The following is an 18,857-nucleotide window of genomic DNA, read 5'->3' on the forward strand; positions in this document are numbered from 1 at the left end:
CACCGCCGAGCCGCGATCTCAGGTGCGCCGCGGACGGCTCAAGACCGCGGGCGCATCGACGCGAACCGCATGCGTCCGCTCCGGGGTCGTGTTCCCGGGAACCCGTCAGGCGGGGACGCGGGCGGTGTCGGCGATCGTCGCCGACGCGAGGACCCGGTCGCCGTCGTACAGGACGGCGGCCTGGCCGGTCGCCACGCCCCGGGCGGGGGCGGCCAGCCGGACGCGCAGCTCGTCGCCGGCCTGCTCGGCCGTGCAGTCGTAGACCTCGCCGTGCGCGCGGAGCTGGACCTGGCAGTCGAACGGGCCCTCCGGGGCGTCGGCCAGCCACACCGGGCGCTCACCGGTGATCTCGTGGACGTCCAGCGACTCGCGCGGCCCCACCGTCACCGTGTTCGTGACCGGCGAGATGTCAAGGACGTAGCGGGGCCGCCCGTCCGGCGCCGGGGTGCCGATCCGCAGGCCCCTGCGCTGGCCGATCGTGTAGGCGTAGGCGCCGTCGTGCTCGCCGACCTCGTTGCCGTCGGTGTCGACGATCGGGCCGGGCGCCGTCCCCAGCCGCTCGGCCAGGAAGCCGCGCGTGTCGCCGTCGGCGATGAAGCAGATGTCGTGGCTGTCGGGCTTGTCGGCGACCTGGAGGCCGCGCCGCTCGGCCTCCCGGCGGATGTCGGCCTTGGAGGTGTCGCCGAGCGGGAACAGCGCGTGCGCGAGCTGCTCGGGCGTGCAGACGGCCAGCACGTAGGACTGGTCCTTGGCCTCGTCGACGCCGCGGCGCAGGACGCCGCCGTCCAGCCGCGCGTAGTGGCCGGTGCAGACGGCGTCGAACCCGAGCGCCATCGCGCGGTCCAGCAGCGCCGCGAACTTGATCTTCTCGTTGCAGCGCAGGCACGGGTTCGGGGTGCGGCCCGCCGCGTACTCGCTGACGAAGTCCTCCACCACGTCCTTGTGGAAGCGCTCGGCGAGGTCCCACACGTAGAACGGGATGCCGATCACGTCGGCGGCGCGGCGGGCGTCCCTGGAGTCCTCCAGGGTGCAGCATCCGCGCGCCCCCGTCCGGTAGGACTGCGGGTTGCTGGAGAGGGCCATGTGGACGCCGGTCACGTCGTGCCCGGCCTCGGCGGCGCGGGCGGCGGCCACGGCGGAGTCGACGCCGCCCGACATGGCGGCTAGTACGCGAAGAGCCATAGTCCTTCGAGCGTACGCGGCGTGGCCCGGTCTCCCGACGTCATTTCCGCGTACGATTGGGGCCGCTATGGGAATCTTCCGCCGCCCGCGCGAGGCGTCCGCCGCCGCACCGCCCGCCATCAGCGAGTTCTGGGAGTGGTGGGCGCAGGCCCGCCCGACGATCGAGGCCTCGCTGGCCGCCGCACCCGAGCGGTCCGAGGAGGCCGAACCGGGCGTGCCCGGCGAGGGCCTGTCGGCCGAGGCGGTGGAGGAGCTCTCCCGCCGCGTCCACAAGATCCACCCCCGGCTCCAGTGGGAGATCGGCGGCGCCGACGACCGGAACCCCTCGCTCACCGTGACCGGCGGCGGCGACCCCGAGCTGCGCGGGCTGACCGAGCGGTGGGTGCGCTCCGCGCCGACCGGCTCCGCGGCCGCCGGCTGGAGCTTCCACCCCGCCCGCCAGGCCGACCCGGAGATGCTCGGCCAGGACCTCATCCTCGGCGACCACGAGTTCGACCTGGAGTACGTCCGGCTCGGCATGCGCGCCGACGCCGACCGCGCCCGCGTGCACATCACGGCCTACCACCCCGACTTCCTGTTCGTCTCCGAGGAGCAGCAGCTCCAGGTCGCGCTGAACGTGCTGCACTGGGCGCTCGGCGAGGACGACGTGGCCCGCTGGATCGGCGAGGTCTCCATCGCGACCGAGGCGCCGATCGACGCGCTGCCGCCGTCCATGCTGTCCGCGGTGGTCGAGCAGATCTCCGAGCCGTTCTCCGAGCCCGCCTGGCTGACCGGCGAAGGCCGCACCCCGCGCGGCCACCCCGCCCGCCTCGGCGCCCGGTTCCCGCTGCACCGGCAGGACTACCCGCTCTGCGACCTGCACGTGGCGATCACCGTCCCGTACGCCAATAGCAACCCCGACCGGCTCCCCGTCGAGCCGTCGTCGGGCGCCCTGCGCGCGTTCGAGAAGAAGCTCGCCAAGCTCGGCGACCGCGCCGTCCTCGCCGTCCAGGAGACCGGCGACGGCCTGCGCGTCTTCCACCTGTACGCCGACCCCGACTCGGGCGTCATCTCCGAACTCGACCAGCTCGCCGCCGGCTGGCCGGAAGGCAAGGCGAAGGTCGCCTCCACCAACGACCCAGGCTGGAAGGCCCTAGCCCCCTACCAGCCGTAATTCCCAGGGGGGCGACCCCCTGGAACCCCCGTTACGAGCCGGGCGATCCTCACGCCACGGTGCTGGTTTCCGTGCCCGTGCGGGTTTTCGTCGTGTCGCTGCGGTCGCCCGGCTCGACGGGCAGGCGCGTTCCGCTCGCTGCGCTCGCTCCACGCGCCTGCCCGTGACCGGGGTCAGGGTTCAAGCCTGCGGGTCGGGCTAGTTGCTTGCGTCTACCTTGCGGTAGCGGGCTTCGCAGAAGCTGTAGAGGCCGAATGTGAGGACGCCTAGGGCTATGGCTGCCAGGCCCCAGGGGCCGGCGGGGGTGGAGGCGAATTCGCGGAGGGTGCCGTCCAGGCCCTGGGCCTTGTCGGGCTGGAAGGTCAGGGCCGAGTAGGCGAGGAAGGCGCCGACGGCGCCGCCGACGAGGCCGCGGGCGACGTTGCCGACGATCGCGAGGGGCTTCACGATGCGCCGGGCGGTGTCGCCCATCTCCCAGCCTTTCAGGTCCTTCATGAACTTCCGGCGGAGGGCGTGCGCGACCATGAAGGCGCCCCAGGCGATGAAGCCCGCCGCGACCGCGAGGACCAGCCAGCGGCCGCCCGGCGCCTCCATGAGGCGTGCGGTGTAGGTCTTGGACTGCTGGTCGCTCGACGAGCCGTGGTGGCCGAACAGGAACGCGAGGGTCGCCGCGAACGCGGACGCGTAGACGACCGCGCGTCCGGCCGAGCCCAGGCGCTTGGTCGGCTTGTCGCCGTCCGGGACGGGACGGCCGAAGAGGGCCTCCGCCGCCTGCCAGAGCACGAGCGCGGCGAAACCGGCCGCCATCAGCCCGATGAGGACGAGGCCGCCCGGTTTGTCGGCGATGGCCTCCAGCGCGCCCTTGCGGTCGGCCTCCTTCCCGCCGCCGCCGAAGGCGACCTGGAGGGCCATCCAGCCGATGAGGAGGTAGAGGAGGCCGCGCGCGACCAGTCCCACCCGCGACATGTGGTGGAACCAGGGGTGTCCCGCAGCCTGCCTGAGTCCGTGGCTCACGTCCGTCGTCACGGCCACGCTGTCCCCGTTCAAGGGGAGGTCAAACAAGCGTCAGCTGAGCCCGGCGCGCCGGGCGCGCTCGACGACCGGGCCGATGGCGTCGGCGAGGGCCTTCACGTCGGCCTCGGTGCTGGTGTGGCCGAGGGAGAAGCGCAGCGAGCCGCGGGCGCGCTCGGCGCCGGCGTCCATGGCGACGAGGACGTGGCTGGGCCGCGAGACGCCCGCCGAGCACGCCGAGCCGGTGGAGCAGGCGATGCCGCGCGCGTCCAGCAGCATGAGCAGGGCGTCGCCCTCGCAGCCGGGGAAGGAGAAGTGGGCGTTGCCGGGAAGGCGGTCGTCGGGGTCGCCGTTCAGGACCGCCTCGGGGACGGCGGCGCGCACGGCGGCGATCAGCTCGTCGCGCAGCCCGGCGAGGCGGCGCGCCTCGGCCTCGCGGCGGGCGACCGCGACCTGGACGGCGGCGGCGAACCCGGCGATGGCGGGGGTGTCGAGCGTCCCGGAGCGGACGTCGCGCTCCTGGCCGCCGCCGTGCAGCAGCGGCACCGGGTCGAGGAACACCGGCGGCTTCGGCTTGGCCAGCAGCAGGGCGCCGACGCCGATCGGGCCGCCGAGCTTGTGGCCGGTGATGGTCAGCGCCTGCGCGCCGCTCGCCGCGAAGCCGACGGGCAGCTGCCCCGCGGCCTGGACGGCGTCGGTGTGCAGCGGCACGCCGCGCTCGCCCGCGGCGGCGGCCAGGTCGGCGACGGGCTGGACGGTGCCGACCTCGTTGTTGGCCCACATCACGGTGGCGAGCGCCACGTCGTCGCCGGAGCCGAGCACCTCGCGCAGCGCTTCGGGGGTGACGCGGCCCAGACCGTCCACCGGGACGACGTCGACCTGGGCGTCCTCGTGGTCGGCGAGCCACTGGACCGCGTCCAGGACGGCGTGGTGCTCGACGGCGCCGACGAGCACGCGGGTGCGGGACGGGTCGGCGGCGCGGCGCGCCCAGTAGATCCCCTTGACGGCAAGGTTGTCGGCCTCGGTGCCTCCGGAGGTGAACACGACCTCGCTCGGCCGGGCGCCGAACGCCTCGGCGATGATCTCGCGGGACTCCTCGACGACGCGCCTGGCCCGCCGGCCCACGGCGTGCAGCGAGGAGGGGTTGCCGAGCTCGCGCAGCTCCGCCGTCATCGCCTCGATGGCCTCGGGCAGCATCGGGGTGGTCGCCGCATGGTCGAGGTAGGTCACCACGCGGACAACAGTATCCGCGCCCTTCGTGTTCCCTTCCGGGGCCCTGGGGAACGCTCGGAACACGCCCGCGACGGGCCGGAATAGCGGTGGGGCCCCCGCTGTTGGCCCGTATACCGTCCAGCCGGTACAGTAAGAACGTCATGAAACGGGAAGCCCTCTTGGACGCCGCCGAGTCCGTGCTCTTCGAGCAGGGGACGCAGGCGCTGACGCTCAGCGCGGTCGCCGACCGCGCCGGCGTCAGCAAGGGAGGGCTGCTCTACCACTTCCCCACCAAGGAGGAGCTCGTCCGGGCGATGGTGGCGCGGGTGATCGAGGAGTTCGACGCCCTGATCGCCGCCTACGACGACGGCACGCCCGGGTCCTACACCCGCGCGTACGTCGAGGCCACGTTCGAGATCCTCACCGGCGAGGCCCGCGCCTACCGGCGGTGGTCGGCCATCACGGCCGTCGCCGCCGATCCGGAGCAGGCCGAGCCGCTGAACGAGGCGATGCGCCGCTGGCACGGCCGCGATCCCGCGGACGATCCCGACCCCGGCACCGCCGCGGTCGTCAGGCTGGCGGCCGAGGGCCTCTGGGAGGTGGTCAGCCATGACCCCGCGCTGTACGACGGCGCGCAGCTCGATGCGCTGAAACAGCGGCTCCTGGGGCTGCTGGAGCGCTGACGCCGGGGCGCCGCGCGCCCCACCCGAACCTCCGGAACCCTCCGGACCTGGACGCTCCCGACCCGCAGCGGTTTGGAGCGTTCCATGACGCATGTCACACGCCGCGGCACGTCCCCCGACGCCCGCCGCACCACCGGGGTGCGCCCCGCCGAGCCGAGAAAGAGGTGAACAATGCTGTTCCGTGCCCGTTCGGGGACGTTCCTGACCTTCGCACTGGCCGGTCTGCTGACCGGAGTGTGGGTGGCGCGCATGCCGGCGCTGGCCGGCAAGTTCGGGACGAACGAGGGTGAGATCGGCATCGTCGTCCTCGTCTGGGGGCTCGGCGCGATCGCGGCCATGCAGGCGCTGCGCGGCGTGATGGCGCGGGCCGGCAGCCGCACCGTCCTGCGGGTCGCGCTGCCGCTGACCGCGGTGTCCTACGCGGCCGTCGCGCTCGCCCCCACCTACGGCGTGCTCCTCGGCGCGGTCGCGCTGTTCGGCATGACGTTCGGGATCACCGACATCGCGATGAACGCGCAGGGCAGCGTCGTCGAGCAGGCGTACCGCCGGTCCGTCATGAGCGGCATGCACGCCGGCTGGTGCGTCGGTGCGATGAGCGGCGGCCTGTTCGGCGTCGCGACGGCCGCGGCCGGCTTCGGGTTCACCGAGACCGTGCTGACCGCCGCGCTGCTGTCGCTGCCCGCCGCCCTCGCGCTCGGCCGCACCTACCTGCCCGACCCCGCCGCGCCGGCCGCGTCCGGGACGGGGCGCAAGGCGCGCCGGCTGCCGCCCGCCGTCTACCTGATCGGCGTCCTCGCGTTCATCGCGTTCATGACCGAGGGGTCGATCGCCGACTGGAGCGGGCTGCTCCTGCACGAGGAGCTCGGCGCGACCGAGGCCGTCGCCGCGGCCGGCTACCCGGTGTTCGAGCTGGCGATGCTGCTCGGGCGGCTCGTCGGCGACCGCGTCCGGATGCGGGTCGGCACCCGCCGGCTGCTGGTCGGCGCGGGCCTCGGCACCGCGGCGGGCATGACCGTCGTCGTGCTGGCGCCCGTCCCGGCGGTGGCGATCGCCGGGTTCTTCGTGACCGGGCTCGTGGTCTGCACGGTCGTCCCGACGACGATCTCGCTGGCGGGCTCGGCCGCCCCGGACCGTCCCGCGGCGGCCGTCGCCCAGGTCGGCGCGATGGGCTACGGCGGCCTGCTGCTCGGCCCCGTCGTGGTCGGCTTCCTTTCGGAGGCGACGTCCCTGCGGGTCGGCGTCGGCGTGGTCGTCGTCCTGGCGCTGCTGATCGCGGCGGGCGCCCGGTACGCGCCGCTGCGCGCGACCGCCGACGTGACCGTCCCCGCCCCGGCCCCCGAGCCGGCGGCGGAGGCCCCGGTGCCGGGCGACGCTCGACCGGAACCCGTCGCCGCCTGAGGCCGCCATCCGATATAACCCCTTCCAGAACGGGCGGACAGGGGGCGGTATGGGCGACTGGCGGGTTCCGGGCTACACCGAGCTGCGGGTGCTGGGCGAGGGCGCACAGGGTCGCGTCGTGCTCGCGCGGCACGACGCGACGGGCCGCCCGGCCGCGATCAAGTACCTGTCGGCGTCCCTCACCGGGGACGCGGAGTTCCGCGACCGGTTCCGCGGCGAGGCCGAGCTGCTCGGCCGGCTGCGCAACCCGTTCGTCGCCCAGCTCTTCGGCCTCGTCGAGACGCCGGACGGCGCGGCGATCGTCATGGAGGCGGTGGACGGGGCGCCGCTGAAGTCGGTGCTCGCCGAGCGGGGGCCGCTGGCGCCGGAGGCCGCGCTGGCGGTCCTCAAGGGCTCGCTGCTCGGCCTCGCCGCCGCCCACGGCCTCGGGATCGTCCACCGCGACTACAAGCCCGCCAACGTGATCGTGCGCGGCGACGGGCTGAGCAAGCTGATCGACTTCGGCATCGCGGTGGACGCGGGCGCGTCCGGCCGCTCCGGGACGCCCGTCTACATGGCGCCGGAGCAGTGGCGGAACGAGCCCGCCTCCCCCGCCACCGACGTGTACGCGGCGGCGTGCGTGTTCTTCGAGTGCGTGACGGGGCGCCGCCCCTACACCGCCGAGGACCAGGCCGGGCTGATGGGCCGCCACCTCACGGCCCCGATACCGGTGGCGGACGTCCCCGGGCCGCTCCGCCCGCTGATCGAGCGGGGGCTGGCGAAGGACCCGTGGGAGCGGCCGATGGGCGCCGCCGCGTTCGTCTCCGAGCTGGAGTCGGTCGCGGCGGGCGCGTACGGGCCCGACTGGGAGGGGCGCGGCGTCCGCACGCTCGCGGGGACCGCCGCCGCGCTGTCGGTGCTGTTCCCGCTGACCGCGCTCGGCCTCGGCTCCGGCGGCGCCTCGGCAGGGGCCGCCGGAGCGGCGGGCGCGGCCGGGTCGGCCGGAGCCGCGGGCTCCGCGGGGGCCGCCGGGGCGGCCGGGTCGGGCGCGGCCGGAACGGGCGGCGCCGGCGCGGCGGGCGCGGCGGGCAAGGGCGTCATCGGCACGCTCGGCGCGAAGGGCGCCGTCGCCGTCGCGGGAGGCGCCGCCGCGGTCGCCGTGGGCGGCGGGGCGGCGGTGTACGTGGCGGTGGCCGACCAGGCTCCCAAGGCGAAGCCGGTGGTGGCGCAGCTGGCCGCTCTCAGCGAGCCGCGGCAGGACCTCGGCGGCGGCAAGACGTTCCAGGCGCAGGGCCAGGTCGTGCGGGTGACGGGCGGGGACGCCGCGCTCAACCGGAAGATCAACCAGGCGCTCCGGGCACCGCTCGAACAGCGCTGGGCCAAGACGCGCAACGGGTTGCAGTCCGGCGGCCGCGGTCCCTACACCGACGTCGTGACGCCGAAGATCCTGCTGCGCAGCGACCGGCTGCTGTCGGTCTGGTACACCGTCGAATTGCGCGGCGAGCGCGGGACGGGCTGGGACCAGTCCCAGGCGGCGACCGTCGACCTCAGGACGGGCGCGTCCTACAAGCCGCTCGACCTGTTCCGCGTCCCGACCGAGCAGGGCCTCAAGCCGCTGGACGGCAGGATCAAGGCGCACCAGCCCGGGGGGGTCTACTGCTACAGCGACCAGCCGCGCGGCGGCGGCTTCCAGCCACGGGGCACCGACAACCCGTCCGCGTTCGTCAAGTCCGGCGAGGTCACCATGGCGCTCACCCCGACGGGCCTGCGCGTGGCCTTCTACGGCTCGACCCTGGGATACGAGTCGGCGTGCGGCCTGCGCGACTCCGTCCTGCCCTACGCCGAGGTCGACGACATGCTCAAGCCCGCGCTGCTGAAAGCCGTCCCGTATCCGTCGCCGAAGCGCTCCTGAACGCCGACGGCCCGGCGACGCGAGCGTCGCCGGGCCGTCCGCGCGGGATCACTTGCGCTTGCTGATCTCCTCGGTGAGCTGCGGCGCGACCTGGAACAGGTCGCCCACCACGCCGTAGTCGACGAGCTCGAAGATCGGCGCCTCGGGGTCCTTGTTGATGGCGACGATGGTCTTCGAGGTCTGCATGCCGGCCCGGTGCTGGATGGCGCCGGAGATGCCGACCGCGACGTAGAGCTGCGGCGACACCGTCTTGCCGGTCTGGCCGACCTGGAACGAGTGCGGGTACCAGCCGGCGTCGGTCGCGGCGCGGGAGGCGCCGACGGCCGCGCCGAGCGAGTCGGCCAGCCCCTCGATGATCTTGAAGTTCTCGGCGCCGCCGACGCCGCGGCCGCCGGAGACCACGATCGCGGCCTCGGTCAGGTCCGGGCGCTCGCCCTTCTCCTGGACGACCTTCTCCACGATCCGGGCGCCCTTGTCGGCGTCCGAGAGCGCGACCGACACCTGCTCCTCGGCCGGGGTGGCCGGGGCCGCCTCGGGGGCGACGGAGTTCGGCCGCACGGCGATGATCGGCGTGCCCGTCTTCACCCTGGCGTGCGCGATGATCCCGCCGCCGAAGATGGAGTGCTCGGCGACGAAGCCGTCGGCGACGTCCACGACGTCGGTGAGCACGCCGGAGCCGGTCTTGACGGCCAGGCGGCCCGCGATCTCCTTGCCCTCGCCGGTCGCGGCCACCAGCACCGCGGCCGGGGACTTCTCGCTCACGAGCTGGGCCAGCAGCGCGGCCTTCGGGGCGACGACGTAGGAGGTGAGCTCCTCGTCGGCGGCCACGTAGACCTTGCCGGCGCCGTACTCGGCGAGCCTGTCCTTGGCGTTCTCGTAGCCCGGGCCGACCCATACGGCGGCGGCCTCGCCGAGCCGGTTCGCCAGCGTCAGCAGTTCGAGCGTGACCTTCTTGACCTCACCGTCGACGTGGTCGACGAGGACGAGAATCTCGGCCATGGTTGCAATCCCCTTCCTCGGTCAGACGAACTTCTTCGACGCGAGGAACTCGGCGATCTTCGCACCGCCGTCGCCCTCGTCGGTGACGATCTCGCCCTTCGCGCGCGGCGGCGCCTCGGCGAAGTCGACCACCTCGGTCGCGGCGTTCGCCAGGCCGACCTGGGACGCGTCGATGCCGGCGTCGCCGAGGCCGAGCGTCTCGACCGGCTTCTTCTTGGCCGCCATGATCCCCTTGAACGAGGGGTAGCGCGGCTCGTTGATCTTCTCCACGACGGACACCACCGCGGGCAGGGTGGCCTCGACCCGGTCGAAGCCGTAGTCGGTCTGCCGCTGCACCTTGATGGACGTGCCGTCGATCTCGACCTTGTTGGCGAGCGACAGCTGCGGGACCCCGAGCCGCTCGGCGAGCATCGCGGCGAGCACGCCGGTGCGCGCGTCGGTGGACTCCGCGCCGAGGATCACCAGGTCGAAGCCGGTGCGGCCGAGCGCCTGCTGCAGCGCGTAGGAGGTCTGCAGCGCGTCCGATCCGGCCAGCCCGTCGTCGACGAGGTGGACGGCCTTGTCGGCGCCCATCGCCAGCGACTTGCGGATGGAGTCGGTGGCCTTGTCGGGGCCCATGGTGAGGACGGTCACCTCGCCGCCCTGGGCCTCCTTGATGCTCAGCGCCTCTTCGATCGCGTACTCGTCGAGTTCGTTGATCACGCCGTCCGCCGCGGCGCGGTCGAGCGTGCTGTCATCGGACTTCAGCTTGCGCGGGCTCTCCGTATCGGGAACCTGCTTCACCAGGACGACGATGTTCATGGCCGGTGGCCGACCTCCCTGCACTCAGTTGGCCGCTGAGGTAAGCGGCAGAGGGGCGCCGCCCATGACGGGTCGACGCGGACATGCGCTTTCGAAGTCACAGCCTGCCAAACACCCGAACGTGCTTCGGAGCCGGGTCCCCGGTTCGGCCGTGCACGATAATGTTACTTGTCGGTAGCCTACTGGCAAATCCCAGTTCGTGAGACCTTACCCACGTGTGCGGCGGGTTTGCCGGGCAAGAGTCGTCCCGAATCGGACGTGTCGGACATCACGCCTCACACCCTGTTGACGGCGTGCTGGAGGCGGTCCATGGAGCTCTCCAGCGTCCGCTGGAGGCCGTAGGTCGGAGAGAAGCTCGGCGTCATCGTCATGGCGCCGACGCCGACGAGCAGGCACAGCACGCCGAGCCCCACGACCGCGGCGGCGACGGCCCGCGGCCGCAGCGCCACCGGCAGGAACATCCGCTCCAACTGGCGCCGCGGCGCGCTGACGCCCGGCGCCGTCCACAGCACCGCGGCCCCGGCTCCGGCGCCGAAGGCGCAGGCGGTGAGGGAGTCGAGCTTCCCGCCGACCGCCGACGCCGCGGCGAGCCCGAGCGGGACGGCGACCGTGAAGGCCGCCGCGTAGGGGACGGTCAGCAGCGTCCGCCCGAGCGCCCACGCCCAGCCGCGCGCCGTCGTTCCCGCGACGCGCAGCAGCGTCACCGCGACCAGCGTCAGGGCGAGCCCCGCGATCGGCAGCATGATCACGACACCGACGCCCGCCACGACCACCAGGGCCGCGAGCAGCCGGGCCCAGCCCTGCGCGACCGCCATCTCGTGCGCCGCCGTCTCCCGCGCCCCGTCGGAGGCGATGCGCTCCCTGGCGGGCCCGCTCGGCCGCTCGGCCGCCGACGTCCCAGAGGCGGAAGGGCCCGCGGTGGGAGGCTCGCCGGCGGGACGGGCAGAGGGGGCGGCCGGAAGCTTCAGCCGGGACGCCGCCTCCGCCAGTTCGGCCGCGGCCGGACGGGCGGCGGGGTCGGGATGCGAGGCGGCAGCCACCAGGGGGCGCAGGTCGGCGGGCAGCGCCTCGGCGGGCGCGTCCGGGCGGCCGGTGGCGGCGAACGCCACCGTGGCGGCCCATGCGCGGACGTCGTCGGCGGCGTCGGCGCCCGCGGTCAGCGCGAAGTCGACGACGACCGGAGCGTCGTCCACGACCAGGACGGTCCCCGGCCCCAGCTCGCCGTGGGCGAGGCCGGTCAGGTGGATGGCGGCCAGGGCCTTGGCCAGCCCGAAGGCCATGCGGCGCAGCGCGTCCCCCGCCATCGGCCCCTGGCCGGCGACCGTCTCCGCGAGCGGCCGTCCGGGCACGAACCGGAACACCAGGTAGGGGCGGGGGCCGGAGGCCTCGCCGTCCAGGACGTCCGCCACGTAGGGGCTGAGCACCTCGCGCATCCGCGCCACGTCGGGGGCGGCGCCCGGCGGGAGGAGCCTGATCGCCACATCGCGGCCGTCGGGGCCCGCGGCGCGGTGGACGCCACCGGTTCCGCCGCCCAGCCTGGACAGCAGCCGGTACGGACCGATGTGCGCCTGATGGCTCGTCTCGCCGCTCATATGGGTCGCCACCATACCGACCTGAGCGGGGCCGCGCCCGGTCAGCGGGAGGGCCCGCGCGTCACGTGCCGGGGATGCCCGCCACGAGGTCGTGGACGTCGGCCCGCAGGCTCTCCAGGTCCTGGCTCATCCCGTCCACCGGCGTGGTGTCGGGCGGCTGCCGCTGCGACAGCCCGACCAGCACCGCGGCGAAGATCCCGAGGATCAGCGCGCCGACGAGCGCCGCCTCGGCGCGCGGCAGCAGCGCGCCCCAGATCCGGGCGAGCTGACGGCGGGGCGCGCCGCTGCCCGGCGCGAGGCACAGCAGCCCGATCACCGCCATCGCCGTGTAGGCGATCGCCTTGGACGCGGTCATGTTCGGATCGGCGAAGATCAGCACGGCGAGCAGGACCAGCCCGGCGAGGAAGCTGAGCGACGTCCACAGCACGGTGGACATCAGGGCGCCCGGCAGGTGCAGCGGCGTCCGGAACGCGGCCGCGACGGCGTCGCCCGAGCGCGGGCCCCGCCGCGTCTGCCGGCCCTCCATGCCCTTGGCCGCCTTGTCGGCCATCCGCAGGACGAGCACGCCGACGACGGTGACGCCGAGGGCGAGCAGCGGCGCGATGTTGGCGAACCCGAGCAGCGCCACGAGGACGATGAAGCTGAGCACCCGGTACCAGCCGTAGGGCTTGCGCCGCTCCTTGTCGGCCCCGGCGGCGCGGTCGGGCCGGGCCTGGTCGGGCCTGGCCTCAGCGGGGCCCCGCTGGAGGGCGCCCGGCGGGGGCTGGGTCGGCGGAGGCGCGTACTGCGGCGGGTAGCCGCCCTGGTAGGGCCCCTGGTCGTAGGGCGCGGGCGGCCCGTAGCCGCGCTGCGCGTACTGCTCCCCCGCCTTGAACGGCGCGGGCCCGGGCGGCGGGACGGGCGGCGGCGCGGCGGGCGGAAGCTGCCCGACGAAGTCCTTCGGCTGCGCCGGGACGGGGGCGGGCGACGGGATCGCCGTCCCGCTGGGCGTCGACGACGAAGGCGACCGCGACGGCGGGTCCTGCGACGGCAGCGGCATGGAGAACTGCCGGGAGTGGTCGGCCGCCGGCTCCTCCGGCTGGGACGCGCTCGGCGACGGGTAGTGCCGGTCGACGCGCGTCTGGTCGGTGATCGTGGCCTCGAGGTGGATGCGGCGGGTGAGCTGCACCAGGCTGACGGCCGTCGGGCGCTCGGCCGGGTGCCGCGCCATCGCCGACCGCAGCACGGGCAGCATCGCCTCGGGCACGCCGTCCAGGTCGGGCGTGCCCTGCATGATCTTGTAGAAGATCGACTCGAAGGTGCCGGAGCCGAACGGCGGCCGGCCGGTCGCGGCGTAGGCGAGCGTCCCGGCCCAGGCGTGCACGTCCGACGGCGGGCCCGCGTCCTCGCCCTCGATGATCTCCGGGGCGAGGTAGCCGGGAGTGCCGATGACCATGCCGGTCGCGGTCAGCCGGGTCGCGTCGGCGGCCTGCGCGATGCCGAAGTCGATCACGACGGGCTCGCCGTCCACGAGCATCACGTTGCCGGGCTTCAGGTCGCGGTGCACGATCCCGGCGCCGTGGATCGCCGACAGCGCCGACGCCAGCCCGACGCCCAGCCGCTGCAGCCCCGGCCCGTAGATCGGGCCGGCCTCCTCGACGATCTCCTCCAGCGTCCGGCCGGGCACGTACTGGGTCACGATGTAGGGCTGGTCGGCGGTCACGTCGGCGTCGAGGATCTCGGCGACGTGGGGGCTGTGCACCCTGCGCATCGAGTCGACCTCGCGGGCCAGCCGGCGACGCGCCGTGGCGTCCCCCGCGACCGCGGGCCGCAGCACCTTGATGGCCACGTTGCGCCCCTCGGGGTCGGCGCCGAGGTAGACGACGCCCATGCCCCCTTCCCCCAGGGTCTGCAGGACGCTGTAGTGGCCGATTCGGTCCCCGGACGTGACGGCTCCCTTCATCGTTTCCGAAACCCTACCCTTGCCGATCCCGCGGAGGAGATCCAGCCATCAGGCCGCCACCACCCCGTCGCCCTTGGCCGCGTCGGCCAGCGCGCCGGCGAACCAGCGCGCGGCGGGGCGCTCCGCGGGGTCGCGGCGGAACGCCGCCCGCAGCAGCCCGGCCAGCGGCTCGGGCACCCCGTCGAGGTCGGCCTGGCCGCGCAGGATCCGGAAGCACACCCCGTGCAGCGAGCCGCGCCCGAACGGCGGGCGCCCCGTCGCCGCGTACGCCGCGGTCGACGCCCACGAGAACACGTCCGACGCGGTCGTGGCGCGCTCCCCCTCGATCAGCTCGGGCGCCAGGTAGGCGGGCGTCCCCACGACCATGCCGCGCCTCGTGATCTGCTCCGCGCCGGACTCGTGCGCGATGCCGAAGTCGATCAGCGTGGGCCGGTCGCCGAGGACGATCACGTTGCCGGGCGAGACGTCGCGGTGCAGCACGCCCGCGTCGTGGACGTCCCCGAGCGCCAGCGCCAGCCGCCGCGCGAACCGGACGAGCCGGTCGCCGCGCAGCGGCCCGTACGCCTCGACGAGGTCGTTCAGCGGGCACCCCGGCACGTACTGCATGACCACGTGCGGCCGCTGAGCCGACACCGCGCCGTCCAGCAGCCGGGCGACGTAGGCGCTGCGCACCCGCGCCTGCGCCGACATCTCCCGCGCCAGCCGGCTGATCGCCTCCGGCTCCCCCGTGAGCTCCGGAACGAGCTCCTTGACCGCGACCTCCCGGCCGCCGGCGTCCATGGCCAGGTAGACCACCGCCGTGCTCCCCCGGCCGATCTCGCCGAGCAACCGGTACCCGCCCAGTCGCCTGTGCGTCCCCATGCCCCCTTGGACGCCCGAAAACGCCCCTCTGGTTCCCGCCACGGTTCAGATCACCCTGGACCGGACCTCAGCCGGCCGCGCGGGCAGGCGCGTGGAGCGAGCGCAGCGAGCGCAGCGCGCATGCCCGCCGAGCCGGGCGACCGCAGCGCCACACAACCAACCCGCACGGGCACGACACACCCGCACCGTGGCGTGAGGATCGCCCGGCTCGCAACGGGGGTTCCAGGGGGTCGCCCCCCTGGGCTAGCGCCGGGCGGCCTGGCGGGCGCGGCGCTCCTCGCGGCGGGTCTCGAACTTGGTGGCGGCGGCGTCGAGCTGCTCCAGGAACTCGTTGAGCTCCTCGCGGGCCTTCTCGCCGTCGCCGGTCAGGTCGGTGCGGTCGAAGACGCCCCACTTGCGCAGGACCGGGATGAGCACGTCGTCGTGGTGGAGCCGCAGGTCGTAGATGCCGGCGTTGGCGATGACGACCGACTTGCGCAGGAAGCCGTCGATGCTGTGGCCGGGCATCTGGAACGACGTCACGACGTCGGTGATCGCCCGCATCGTCTCGTTCGGGGCGGCCTCGAGCGCGGCGCCCATCAGGTTCCGGTAGAAGATCATGTGGAGGTTCTCGTCGGCGGCGATGCGGGTCATCATCTGCTCGCAGACGGGCTCGCCGGACGCCTTGCCGGTGTTGCGGTGCGACACGCGGGTCGCGAGCTCCTGGAACGACACGTACGCCGTCCCGTGCAGGAAGGAGTCGCCGTGGTCGGCCTCGTAGCCGGCCTCCATGTGGTGCATGCGGGCGCGCTCCAGCGCGATCGGGTCGACCGCGCGGGTCACGGTGAGGTAGTCGCGCAGGGCGATGCCGTGCCGGTTCTCCTCGGCGGTCCAGCGGTTGACCCACGTGCCCCAGGCGCCGTCGCGGCCGAACACGGTGGCGATCGCGCGGTGGTAGCCGGGGAGGTTGTCCTCGGTGAGGAGGTTGACGATGAGCGACTCGCGCGCCTCGAGGCTCAGCTTCGACTGCTCGAGGGACCACGGCTCGCCGTCCAGCGGCCCGTCGAAGTCGCGTCCCTCGCTCCACGGGACGTACTGGTGCGGGAACCATTCCTTGGCCATCGACAGGTGCCGGTTCAGCTCCTTCTCGACCACGGGCTCAAGGTCGAGCATGAGGCTGGTCTGGAACTTCTCTTCGGGGGTCACGGACATGCGGTTCCTTCGCTTGACGAGAGGTCGTCCTGCAGCCGCCCAGCAGGCCGTTCACAACCTACTCAAGCGTAGGTTCGATCGTCGCGAGTCAGCGCGACCCCCGTCAAGTCACCACCGCGACAAGCGGGGCGCGGGAACTTTTGTAGACCTGCGTGAAACGGTGTGACGTCTCGTCACCGCGTGTCGGCGGCCTGTTGCCACATGCGGTTCACGGCGGCCCTGAGCAGCGGCCTCGGGACGAGCCGCAGCGCCGGGAGCGCCGCCTTGTACTGCATGCCGGGGACGCACAGCGCGCGGCCGGTCGACACCGCCTCCAGGCCCGCCCGCGCCACGTCCTCGCGCCGCAGCCACAGCGCGTTGGCCGGGGCTTCGTCGTCGGTGCGGGTGAACCCGGGGCACAGCGCCGTCACGTGGACGCCCTTCCCCGAGACCTCGGAGTGCAGGCTCTCGGAGAAGGACGCCACGTACGCCTTCGTCGCCCCGTAGGTCGCGCTGCCGGGCGAGGGCGCGAACCCCGCCATCGAGGCGACGTTCAGCACACCGCCCCGGCCGCGCGCGATCATCCCCGGAAGGGCCGCGTGGGTGAGCCGCACCAGCGCGGCCACGTTGAGCTCGATCTGCGCCAGGTGGTCGTCCAGCGGCAGCTCCGCGAACGCTCCAAAAGCGCCGTATCCGGCGTTGTTGACCAGCAGCTCGACCGGCTCGGCCCGCAGCCGGCCCTCGACCTCGGCGCGCTGCGCGGGGTCGGTGAGGTCGGCGGCGAGCACCTCCACGGCCACGCGGTACCGCTCGACGAGGTCGCGGGCGAGGCCGTCCAGCAGGTCGCTCCGGCGCGCGACGATCACGAGGTCGGTGCCGCGGCGGGCCAGGAGGCGGGCGAAGCTCTCGCCGATGCCGCTGGACGCCCCCGTCACCAGCGCGGTCCGGTACGCGTGTCGCATGGCGGGAGATGCTATCGGGCGATCTTCGCGCAGCCCCGCAGCACGCCCAAAAAAACGCAAATAACGTTTTAGCCCGTCAGCCCGCGAGTTCCGTCGCGCGCGGGTCTTCGGACGTGCGCGCCGGGTCGCCCCCAGCGTACTCGGGCGGCGGCAGCATCGCGGCCGGGTCCTCGCCCGCCGTCCACAACCCCACCATGAAAGCGGTCACCGCCTCCAGGAGCCCGGCCCTTTCCAGGCTTCCGCCGTCCATCGGCACACAGCCCAGGTCGGTTACCAGGCCGCGGACGACGGCGAGGGCGTCCTCATCGTCGCCGCAGAGGGGGACGCCGAGGGGACGGCCCGCGAACACCGGGGGCGTCATCCGCCACACGCTCTCGTGGCAGGTGTTGAAGGCCTTGACGACCCGCGCGCCGGTCGCGTCGGCGATCCGCCGCGCCGCGGACGGGCCGCCCGCCGTCTTGAGCCGCTCGAACGGCGGCTCCATCGGGTTGGTGCAGTCGATCAGCACCCGCCCCTCCAGCGGCCCCGACTCGCGCAGGACGTCCTGCACGCCCTCGTGCCAGACGGCGAGGAGCACCGCCTCGCCGAACTCCGCCGCCTCCCGGAGCGTGCCGCCGGCCGCGCCGTGCCCGATCCGGTCGGCCAGCGCCACCGCCTTCGCGGGCGTGCGCGCCCCGAACCGCACCTGGTGCCCCTTGCGCGCCCACTGCGTTGCGAGGGCGTCCGCCATGGCGCCCGCGCCGAGAATTCCGATCCGCATGCCGTCCTCCGTTCGATTACCGTCGGACGGGACGTTAGGCGGTCCGTTTCACACCATTCGGTGCGTATCGGAAGGGGCAGGATGGCGGGCGATCCCATGGACGAATACGAGCCCTTGAACGTGAGCGGGTTCGCCGCCGACTGCCGCACACGACTCGCCCTCGACCTGCTGTCCGGCACCTGGGCGGGCGTCGTGCTGTGGACGCTCCAGCACGGCCCCTTGCGTCCGGGCGAGATGCAGGCGCGGATCGGCGGCATCAGCCACAAGGTGCTGACCGGGACGCTGCGCCGCCTCGAACGCGACGGGCTGGTGACCCGGCGCCGCTACGCCGAGGCGCCCCCGCGCGTCGAGTACGAGCTGACCGGGCCGGGGCGCGGCATGCTCGAACCCCTCGCCGCGCTCGGCCGCTGGACCGAGCGCTACGCCGACGAGGTGGTCGACACGCGGGAAGCCGCGCTCAGCGACCGGTGAACCGGGCCTTGCCGGGGCCCTCCTCCATGAAGCTCCTCATCCCGTTCGCCTGGTCCTCCGTGGCGAACAGCGCCGCGAACTGCGTCCGCTCGATCTCCAGCCCGGTGTCGAGGTCGGCCTCGAGGCCGCGGTCGACGGCCTGCTTGGCGGCGCGCAGCGCGATCGCGGGGCCGCCGACGAACGTCGCCGCCCACTCCTTGGCGGCGGTGTAGACGGCGCCGTCCGGGACGACCCGGTCCACCAGGCCCATCGCGAGGGCCTCGTCCGCCGCGACGTGCCGTCCCGAGAAGATCAGATCCTTGGCCTTCGACGGCCCGATCAGCCGGGACAGCCGCTGCGTGCCGCCCGCGCCCGGGATGATGCCGAGCTGGATCTCCGGCTGCCCCACCTTCGCGCTCTCGCCCGCGACCCGGAAGTCGGCGGTCAGCGCCGTCTCCAGCCCGCCGCCGAGCGCGTACCCGGTGATCGCGGCGATCACCGGCTTCGGGATCGCGGCGAGCGCCTTGGCGAAGTCCTGCAGCAGCCGCGAGTGCCCCGCCGACATCTCGGCGTACGACATCGGGGCCATCTCCTTGATGTCCGCGCCCGCCGCGAACACCCGCTCGCCCCCGTACAGCACGACGGCGCCGACCGCCTCGTCCTGGGTGACCTCCCGGGCCGCGTCGATCAGCTCCCGCTGCATCTGGGCGTTCAGGGCGTTCATCTTCGGACGGTCCAGCCTGATCGTCGCGATCCCGTCCTCGACCTCGACCCGTACGAACTCGCCCAC

The 18,857-nt window shown here is 74.0% G+C and carries 17 protein-coding genes; 5 read left to right on the plus strand and 12 right to left on the minus strand.

Annotated elements, in window-relative coordinates:
* Positions 1–105: 105 nt before the first annotated feature.
* Positions 106–1,182, minus strand: a complete 1,077-nt coding sequence (mnmA, locus tag AB0C21_RS02660; protein ID WP_500202311.1) for a tRNA 2-thiouridine(34) synthase MnmA — start codon at positions 1,180–1,182, stop codon at positions 106–108.
* Between the two features lie 67 nt (positions 1,183–1,249).
* On the opposite strand from mnmA, the gene AB0C21_RS02665 reads away from it, so the two are divergent.
* Positions 1,250–2,335: a DUF695 domain-containing protein gene (locus AB0C21_RS02665; protein WP_500202312.1), complete on the plus strand. Its 1,086-nt coding sequence runs from the start codon at positions 1,250–1,252 to the stop codon at positions 2,333–2,335.
* Between the two features lie 198 nt (positions 2,336–2,533).
* Here AB0C21_RS02665 and AB0C21_RS02670 read toward each other — a convergent pair whose 3' ends face one another.
* Complete coding sequence (locus tag AB0C21_RS02670; RefSeq protein WP_500202313.1) at positions 2,534–3,301, minus strand: DUF1206 domain-containing protein; 768 nt, start codon at positions 3,299–3,301, stop codon at positions 2,534–2,536.
* Positions 3,302–3,400: 99 nt separating this feature from the next.
* Positions 3,401–4,576 (minus strand): cysteine desulfurase family protein, encoded by a 1,176-nt coding sequence (locus AB0C21_RS02675; RefSeq protein WP_500202343.1) that lies wholly within the window; start codon positions 4,574–4,576, stop codon positions 3,401–3,403.
* 143 nt (positions 4,577–4,719) lie between these two features.
* Between AB0C21_RS02675 and AB0C21_RS02680 the strand changes: the two genes are divergently transcribed.
* The 3 genes from AB0C21_RS02680 to AB0C21_RS02690 all read left to right on the plus strand — a co-directional run bounded on the left by AB0C21_RS02680 (position 4,720) and on the right by AB0C21_RS02690 (position 8,530).
* Complete coding sequence (locus tag AB0C21_RS02680; protein WP_500202314.1) at positions 4,720–5,241, plus strand: TetR/AcrR family transcriptional regulator; 522 nt, start codon at positions 4,720–4,722, stop codon at positions 5,239–5,241.
* A gap of 171 nt (positions 5,242–5,412) precedes the next feature.
* Positions 5,413–6,639, plus strand: coding sequence for an MFS transporter (locus AB0C21_RS02685; RefSeq protein WP_500202315.1), 1,227 nt, complete (start codon positions 5,413–5,415; stop codon positions 6,637–6,639).
* 49 nt (positions 6,640–6,688) lie between these two features.
* Positions 6,689–8,530, plus strand: coding sequence for a serine/threonine-protein kinase (locus tag AB0C21_RS02690; protein ID WP_500202316.1), 1,842 nt, complete (start codon positions 6,689–6,691; stop codon positions 8,528–8,530).
* A 48-nt stretch (positions 8,531–8,578) separates the two neighbouring features.
* Here AB0C21_RS02690 and AB0C21_RS02695 read toward each other — a convergent pair whose 3' ends face one another.
* From AB0C21_RS02695 to AB0C21_RS02730, 8 genes are all read right to left on the minus strand, one after another.
* The gene (locus AB0C21_RS02695) at positions 8,579–9,529 is read right to left on the minus strand and encodes an electron transfer flavoprotein subunit alpha/FixB family protein (RefSeq protein WP_500202317.1); all 951 of its coding nucleotides are present in this window, start codon (positions 9,527–9,529) and stop codon (positions 8,579–8,581) included.
* A 21-nt stretch (positions 9,530–9,550) separates the two neighbouring features.
* A complete protein-coding gene (locus AB0C21_RS02700; RefSeq protein WP_149257910.1) occupies positions 9,551–10,330 on the minus strand; it encodes an electron transfer flavoprotein subunit beta/FixA family protein in 780 nt (259 codons plus the stop codon).
* A gap of 275 nt (positions 10,331–10,605) precedes the next feature.
* Complete coding sequence (locus AB0C21_RS02705) at positions 10,606–11,922, minus strand: hypothetical protein (RefSeq protein ID WP_500202318.1); 1,317 nt, start codon at positions 11,920–11,922, stop codon at positions 10,606–10,608.
* Positions 11,923–11,983: 61 nt separating this feature from the next.
* Positions 11,984–13,864: a serine/threonine-protein kinase gene (locus AB0C21_RS02710; protein ID WP_500202319.1), complete on the minus strand. Its 1,881-nt coding sequence runs from the start codon at positions 13,862–13,864 to the stop codon at positions 11,984–11,986.
* Between the two features lie 48 nt (positions 13,865–13,912).
* On the minus strand, positions 13,913–14,725 hold the full coding sequence (locus AB0C21_RS02715; protein WP_149257913.1) for a serine/threonine-protein kinase: 813 nt from the start codon (positions 14,723–14,725) through the stop codon (positions 13,913–13,915).
* A gap of 243 nt (positions 14,726–14,968) precedes the next feature.
* A complete protein-coding gene (locus AB0C21_RS02720) occupies positions 14,969–15,916 on the minus strand; it encodes an acyl-ACP desaturase (protein ID WP_149257914.1) in 948 nt (315 codons plus the stop codon).
* Positions 15,917–16,089: 173 nt separating this feature from the next.
* Positions 16,090–16,857 (minus strand): SDR family NAD(P)-dependent oxidoreductase, encoded by a 768-nt coding sequence (locus AB0C21_RS02725; RefSeq protein WP_353821302.1) that lies wholly within the window; start codon positions 16,855–16,857, stop codon positions 16,090–16,092.
* A 76-nt stretch (positions 16,858–16,933) separates the two neighbouring features.
* Positions 16,934–17,617 carry an NADPH-dependent F420 reductase gene (locus AB0C21_RS02730; protein WP_500202320.1) on the minus strand — a complete coding sequence of 228 codons (684 nt, stop codon included), beginning with the start codon at positions 17,615–17,617 and terminating at the stop codon, positions 16,934–16,936.
* Between the two features lie 81 nt (positions 17,618–17,698).
* On the opposite strand from AB0C21_RS02730, the gene AB0C21_RS02735 reads away from it, so the two are divergent.
* The gene (locus AB0C21_RS02735; RefSeq protein WP_500202321.1) at positions 17,699–18,088 is read left to right on the plus strand and encodes a winged helix-turn-helix transcriptional regulator; all 390 of its coding nucleotides are present in this window, start codon (positions 17,699–17,701) and stop codon (positions 18,086–18,088) included.
* On the opposite strand, the gene AB0C21_RS02740 is transcribed toward AB0C21_RS02735, so the two are convergent.
* A complete protein-coding gene (locus AB0C21_RS02740; RefSeq protein WP_500202322.1) occupies positions 18,075–18,857 on the minus strand; it encodes an enoyl-CoA hydratase/isomerase family protein in 783 nt (260 codons plus the stop codon). The genes AB0C21_RS02735 and AB0C21_RS02740 overlap by 14 nt on opposite strands.

It is taken from the genome of Spirillospora sp. NPDC049024, from assembly GCF_040649235.1.
GTDB lineage: Bacteria > Actinomycetota > Actinomycetes > Streptosporangiales > Streptosporangiaceae > Spirillospora.

Bases quoted from the DNA above. Each gene is read 5' to 3' on its own strand.
- mnmA (WP_500202311.1), bottom strand. From the start codon at position 1,182: ATGGCTCTTCGCGTACTAGCCGCCATGTCGGGCGGCGTCGACTCCGCC.
- AB0C21_RS02665 (WP_500202312.1), top strand. From the start codon at position 1,250: ATGGGAATCTTCCGCCGCCCGCGCGAGGCGTCCGCCGCCGCACCGCCC.
- AB0C21_RS02670 (WP_500202313.1), bottom strand. From the start codon at position 3,301: ATGTCGCGGGTGGGACTGGTCGCGCGCGGCCTCCTCTACCTCCTCATC.
- AB0C21_RS02680 (WP_500202314.1), top strand. From the start codon at position 4,720: ATGAAACGGGAAGCCCTCTTGGACGCCGCCGAGTCCGTGCTCTTCGAG.
- AB0C21_RS02685 (WP_500202315.1), top strand. From the start codon at position 5,413: ATGCTGTTCCGTGCCCGTTCGGGGACGTTCCTGACCTTCGCACTGGCC.
- AB0C21_RS02690 (WP_500202316.1), top strand. From the start codon at position 6,689: ATGGGCGACTGGCGGGTTCCGGGCTACACCGAGCTGCGGGTGCTGGGC.
- AB0C21_RS02695 (WP_500202317.1), bottom strand. From the start codon at position 9,529: ATGGCCGAGATTCTCGTCCTCGTCGACCACGTCGACGGTGAGGTCAAG.
- AB0C21_RS02700 (WP_149257910.1), bottom strand. From the start codon at position 10,330: ATGAACATCGTCGTCCTGGTGAAGCAGGTTCCCGATACGGAGAGCCCG.
- AB0C21_RS02705 (WP_500202318.1), bottom strand. From the start codon at position 11,922: ATGAGCGGCGAGACGAGCCATCAGGCGCACATCGGTCCGTACCGGCTG.
- AB0C21_RS02710 (WP_500202319.1), bottom strand. From the start codon at position 13,864: ATGAAGGGAGCCGTCACGTCCGGGGACCGAATCGGCCACTACAGCGTC.
- AB0C21_RS02715 (WP_149257913.1), bottom strand. From the start codon at position 14,725: ATGGGGACGCACAGGCGACTGGGCGGGTACCGGTTGCTCGGCGAGATC.
- AB0C21_RS02720 (WP_149257914.1), bottom strand. From the start codon at position 15,916: ATGTCCGTGACCCCCGAAGAGAAGTTCCAGACCAGCCTCATGCTCGAC.
- AB0C21_RS02725 (WP_353821302.1), bottom strand. From the start codon at position 16,857: ATGCGACACGCGTACCGGACCGCGCTGGTGACGGGGGCGTCCAGCGGC.
- AB0C21_RS02730 (WP_500202320.1), bottom strand. From the start codon at position 17,617: ATGCGGATCGGAATTCTCGGCGCGGGCGCCATGGCGGACGCCCTCGCA.
- AB0C21_RS02735 (WP_500202321.1), top strand. From the start codon at position 17,699: ATGGCGGGCGATCCCATGGACGAATACGAGCCCTTGAACGTGAGCGGG.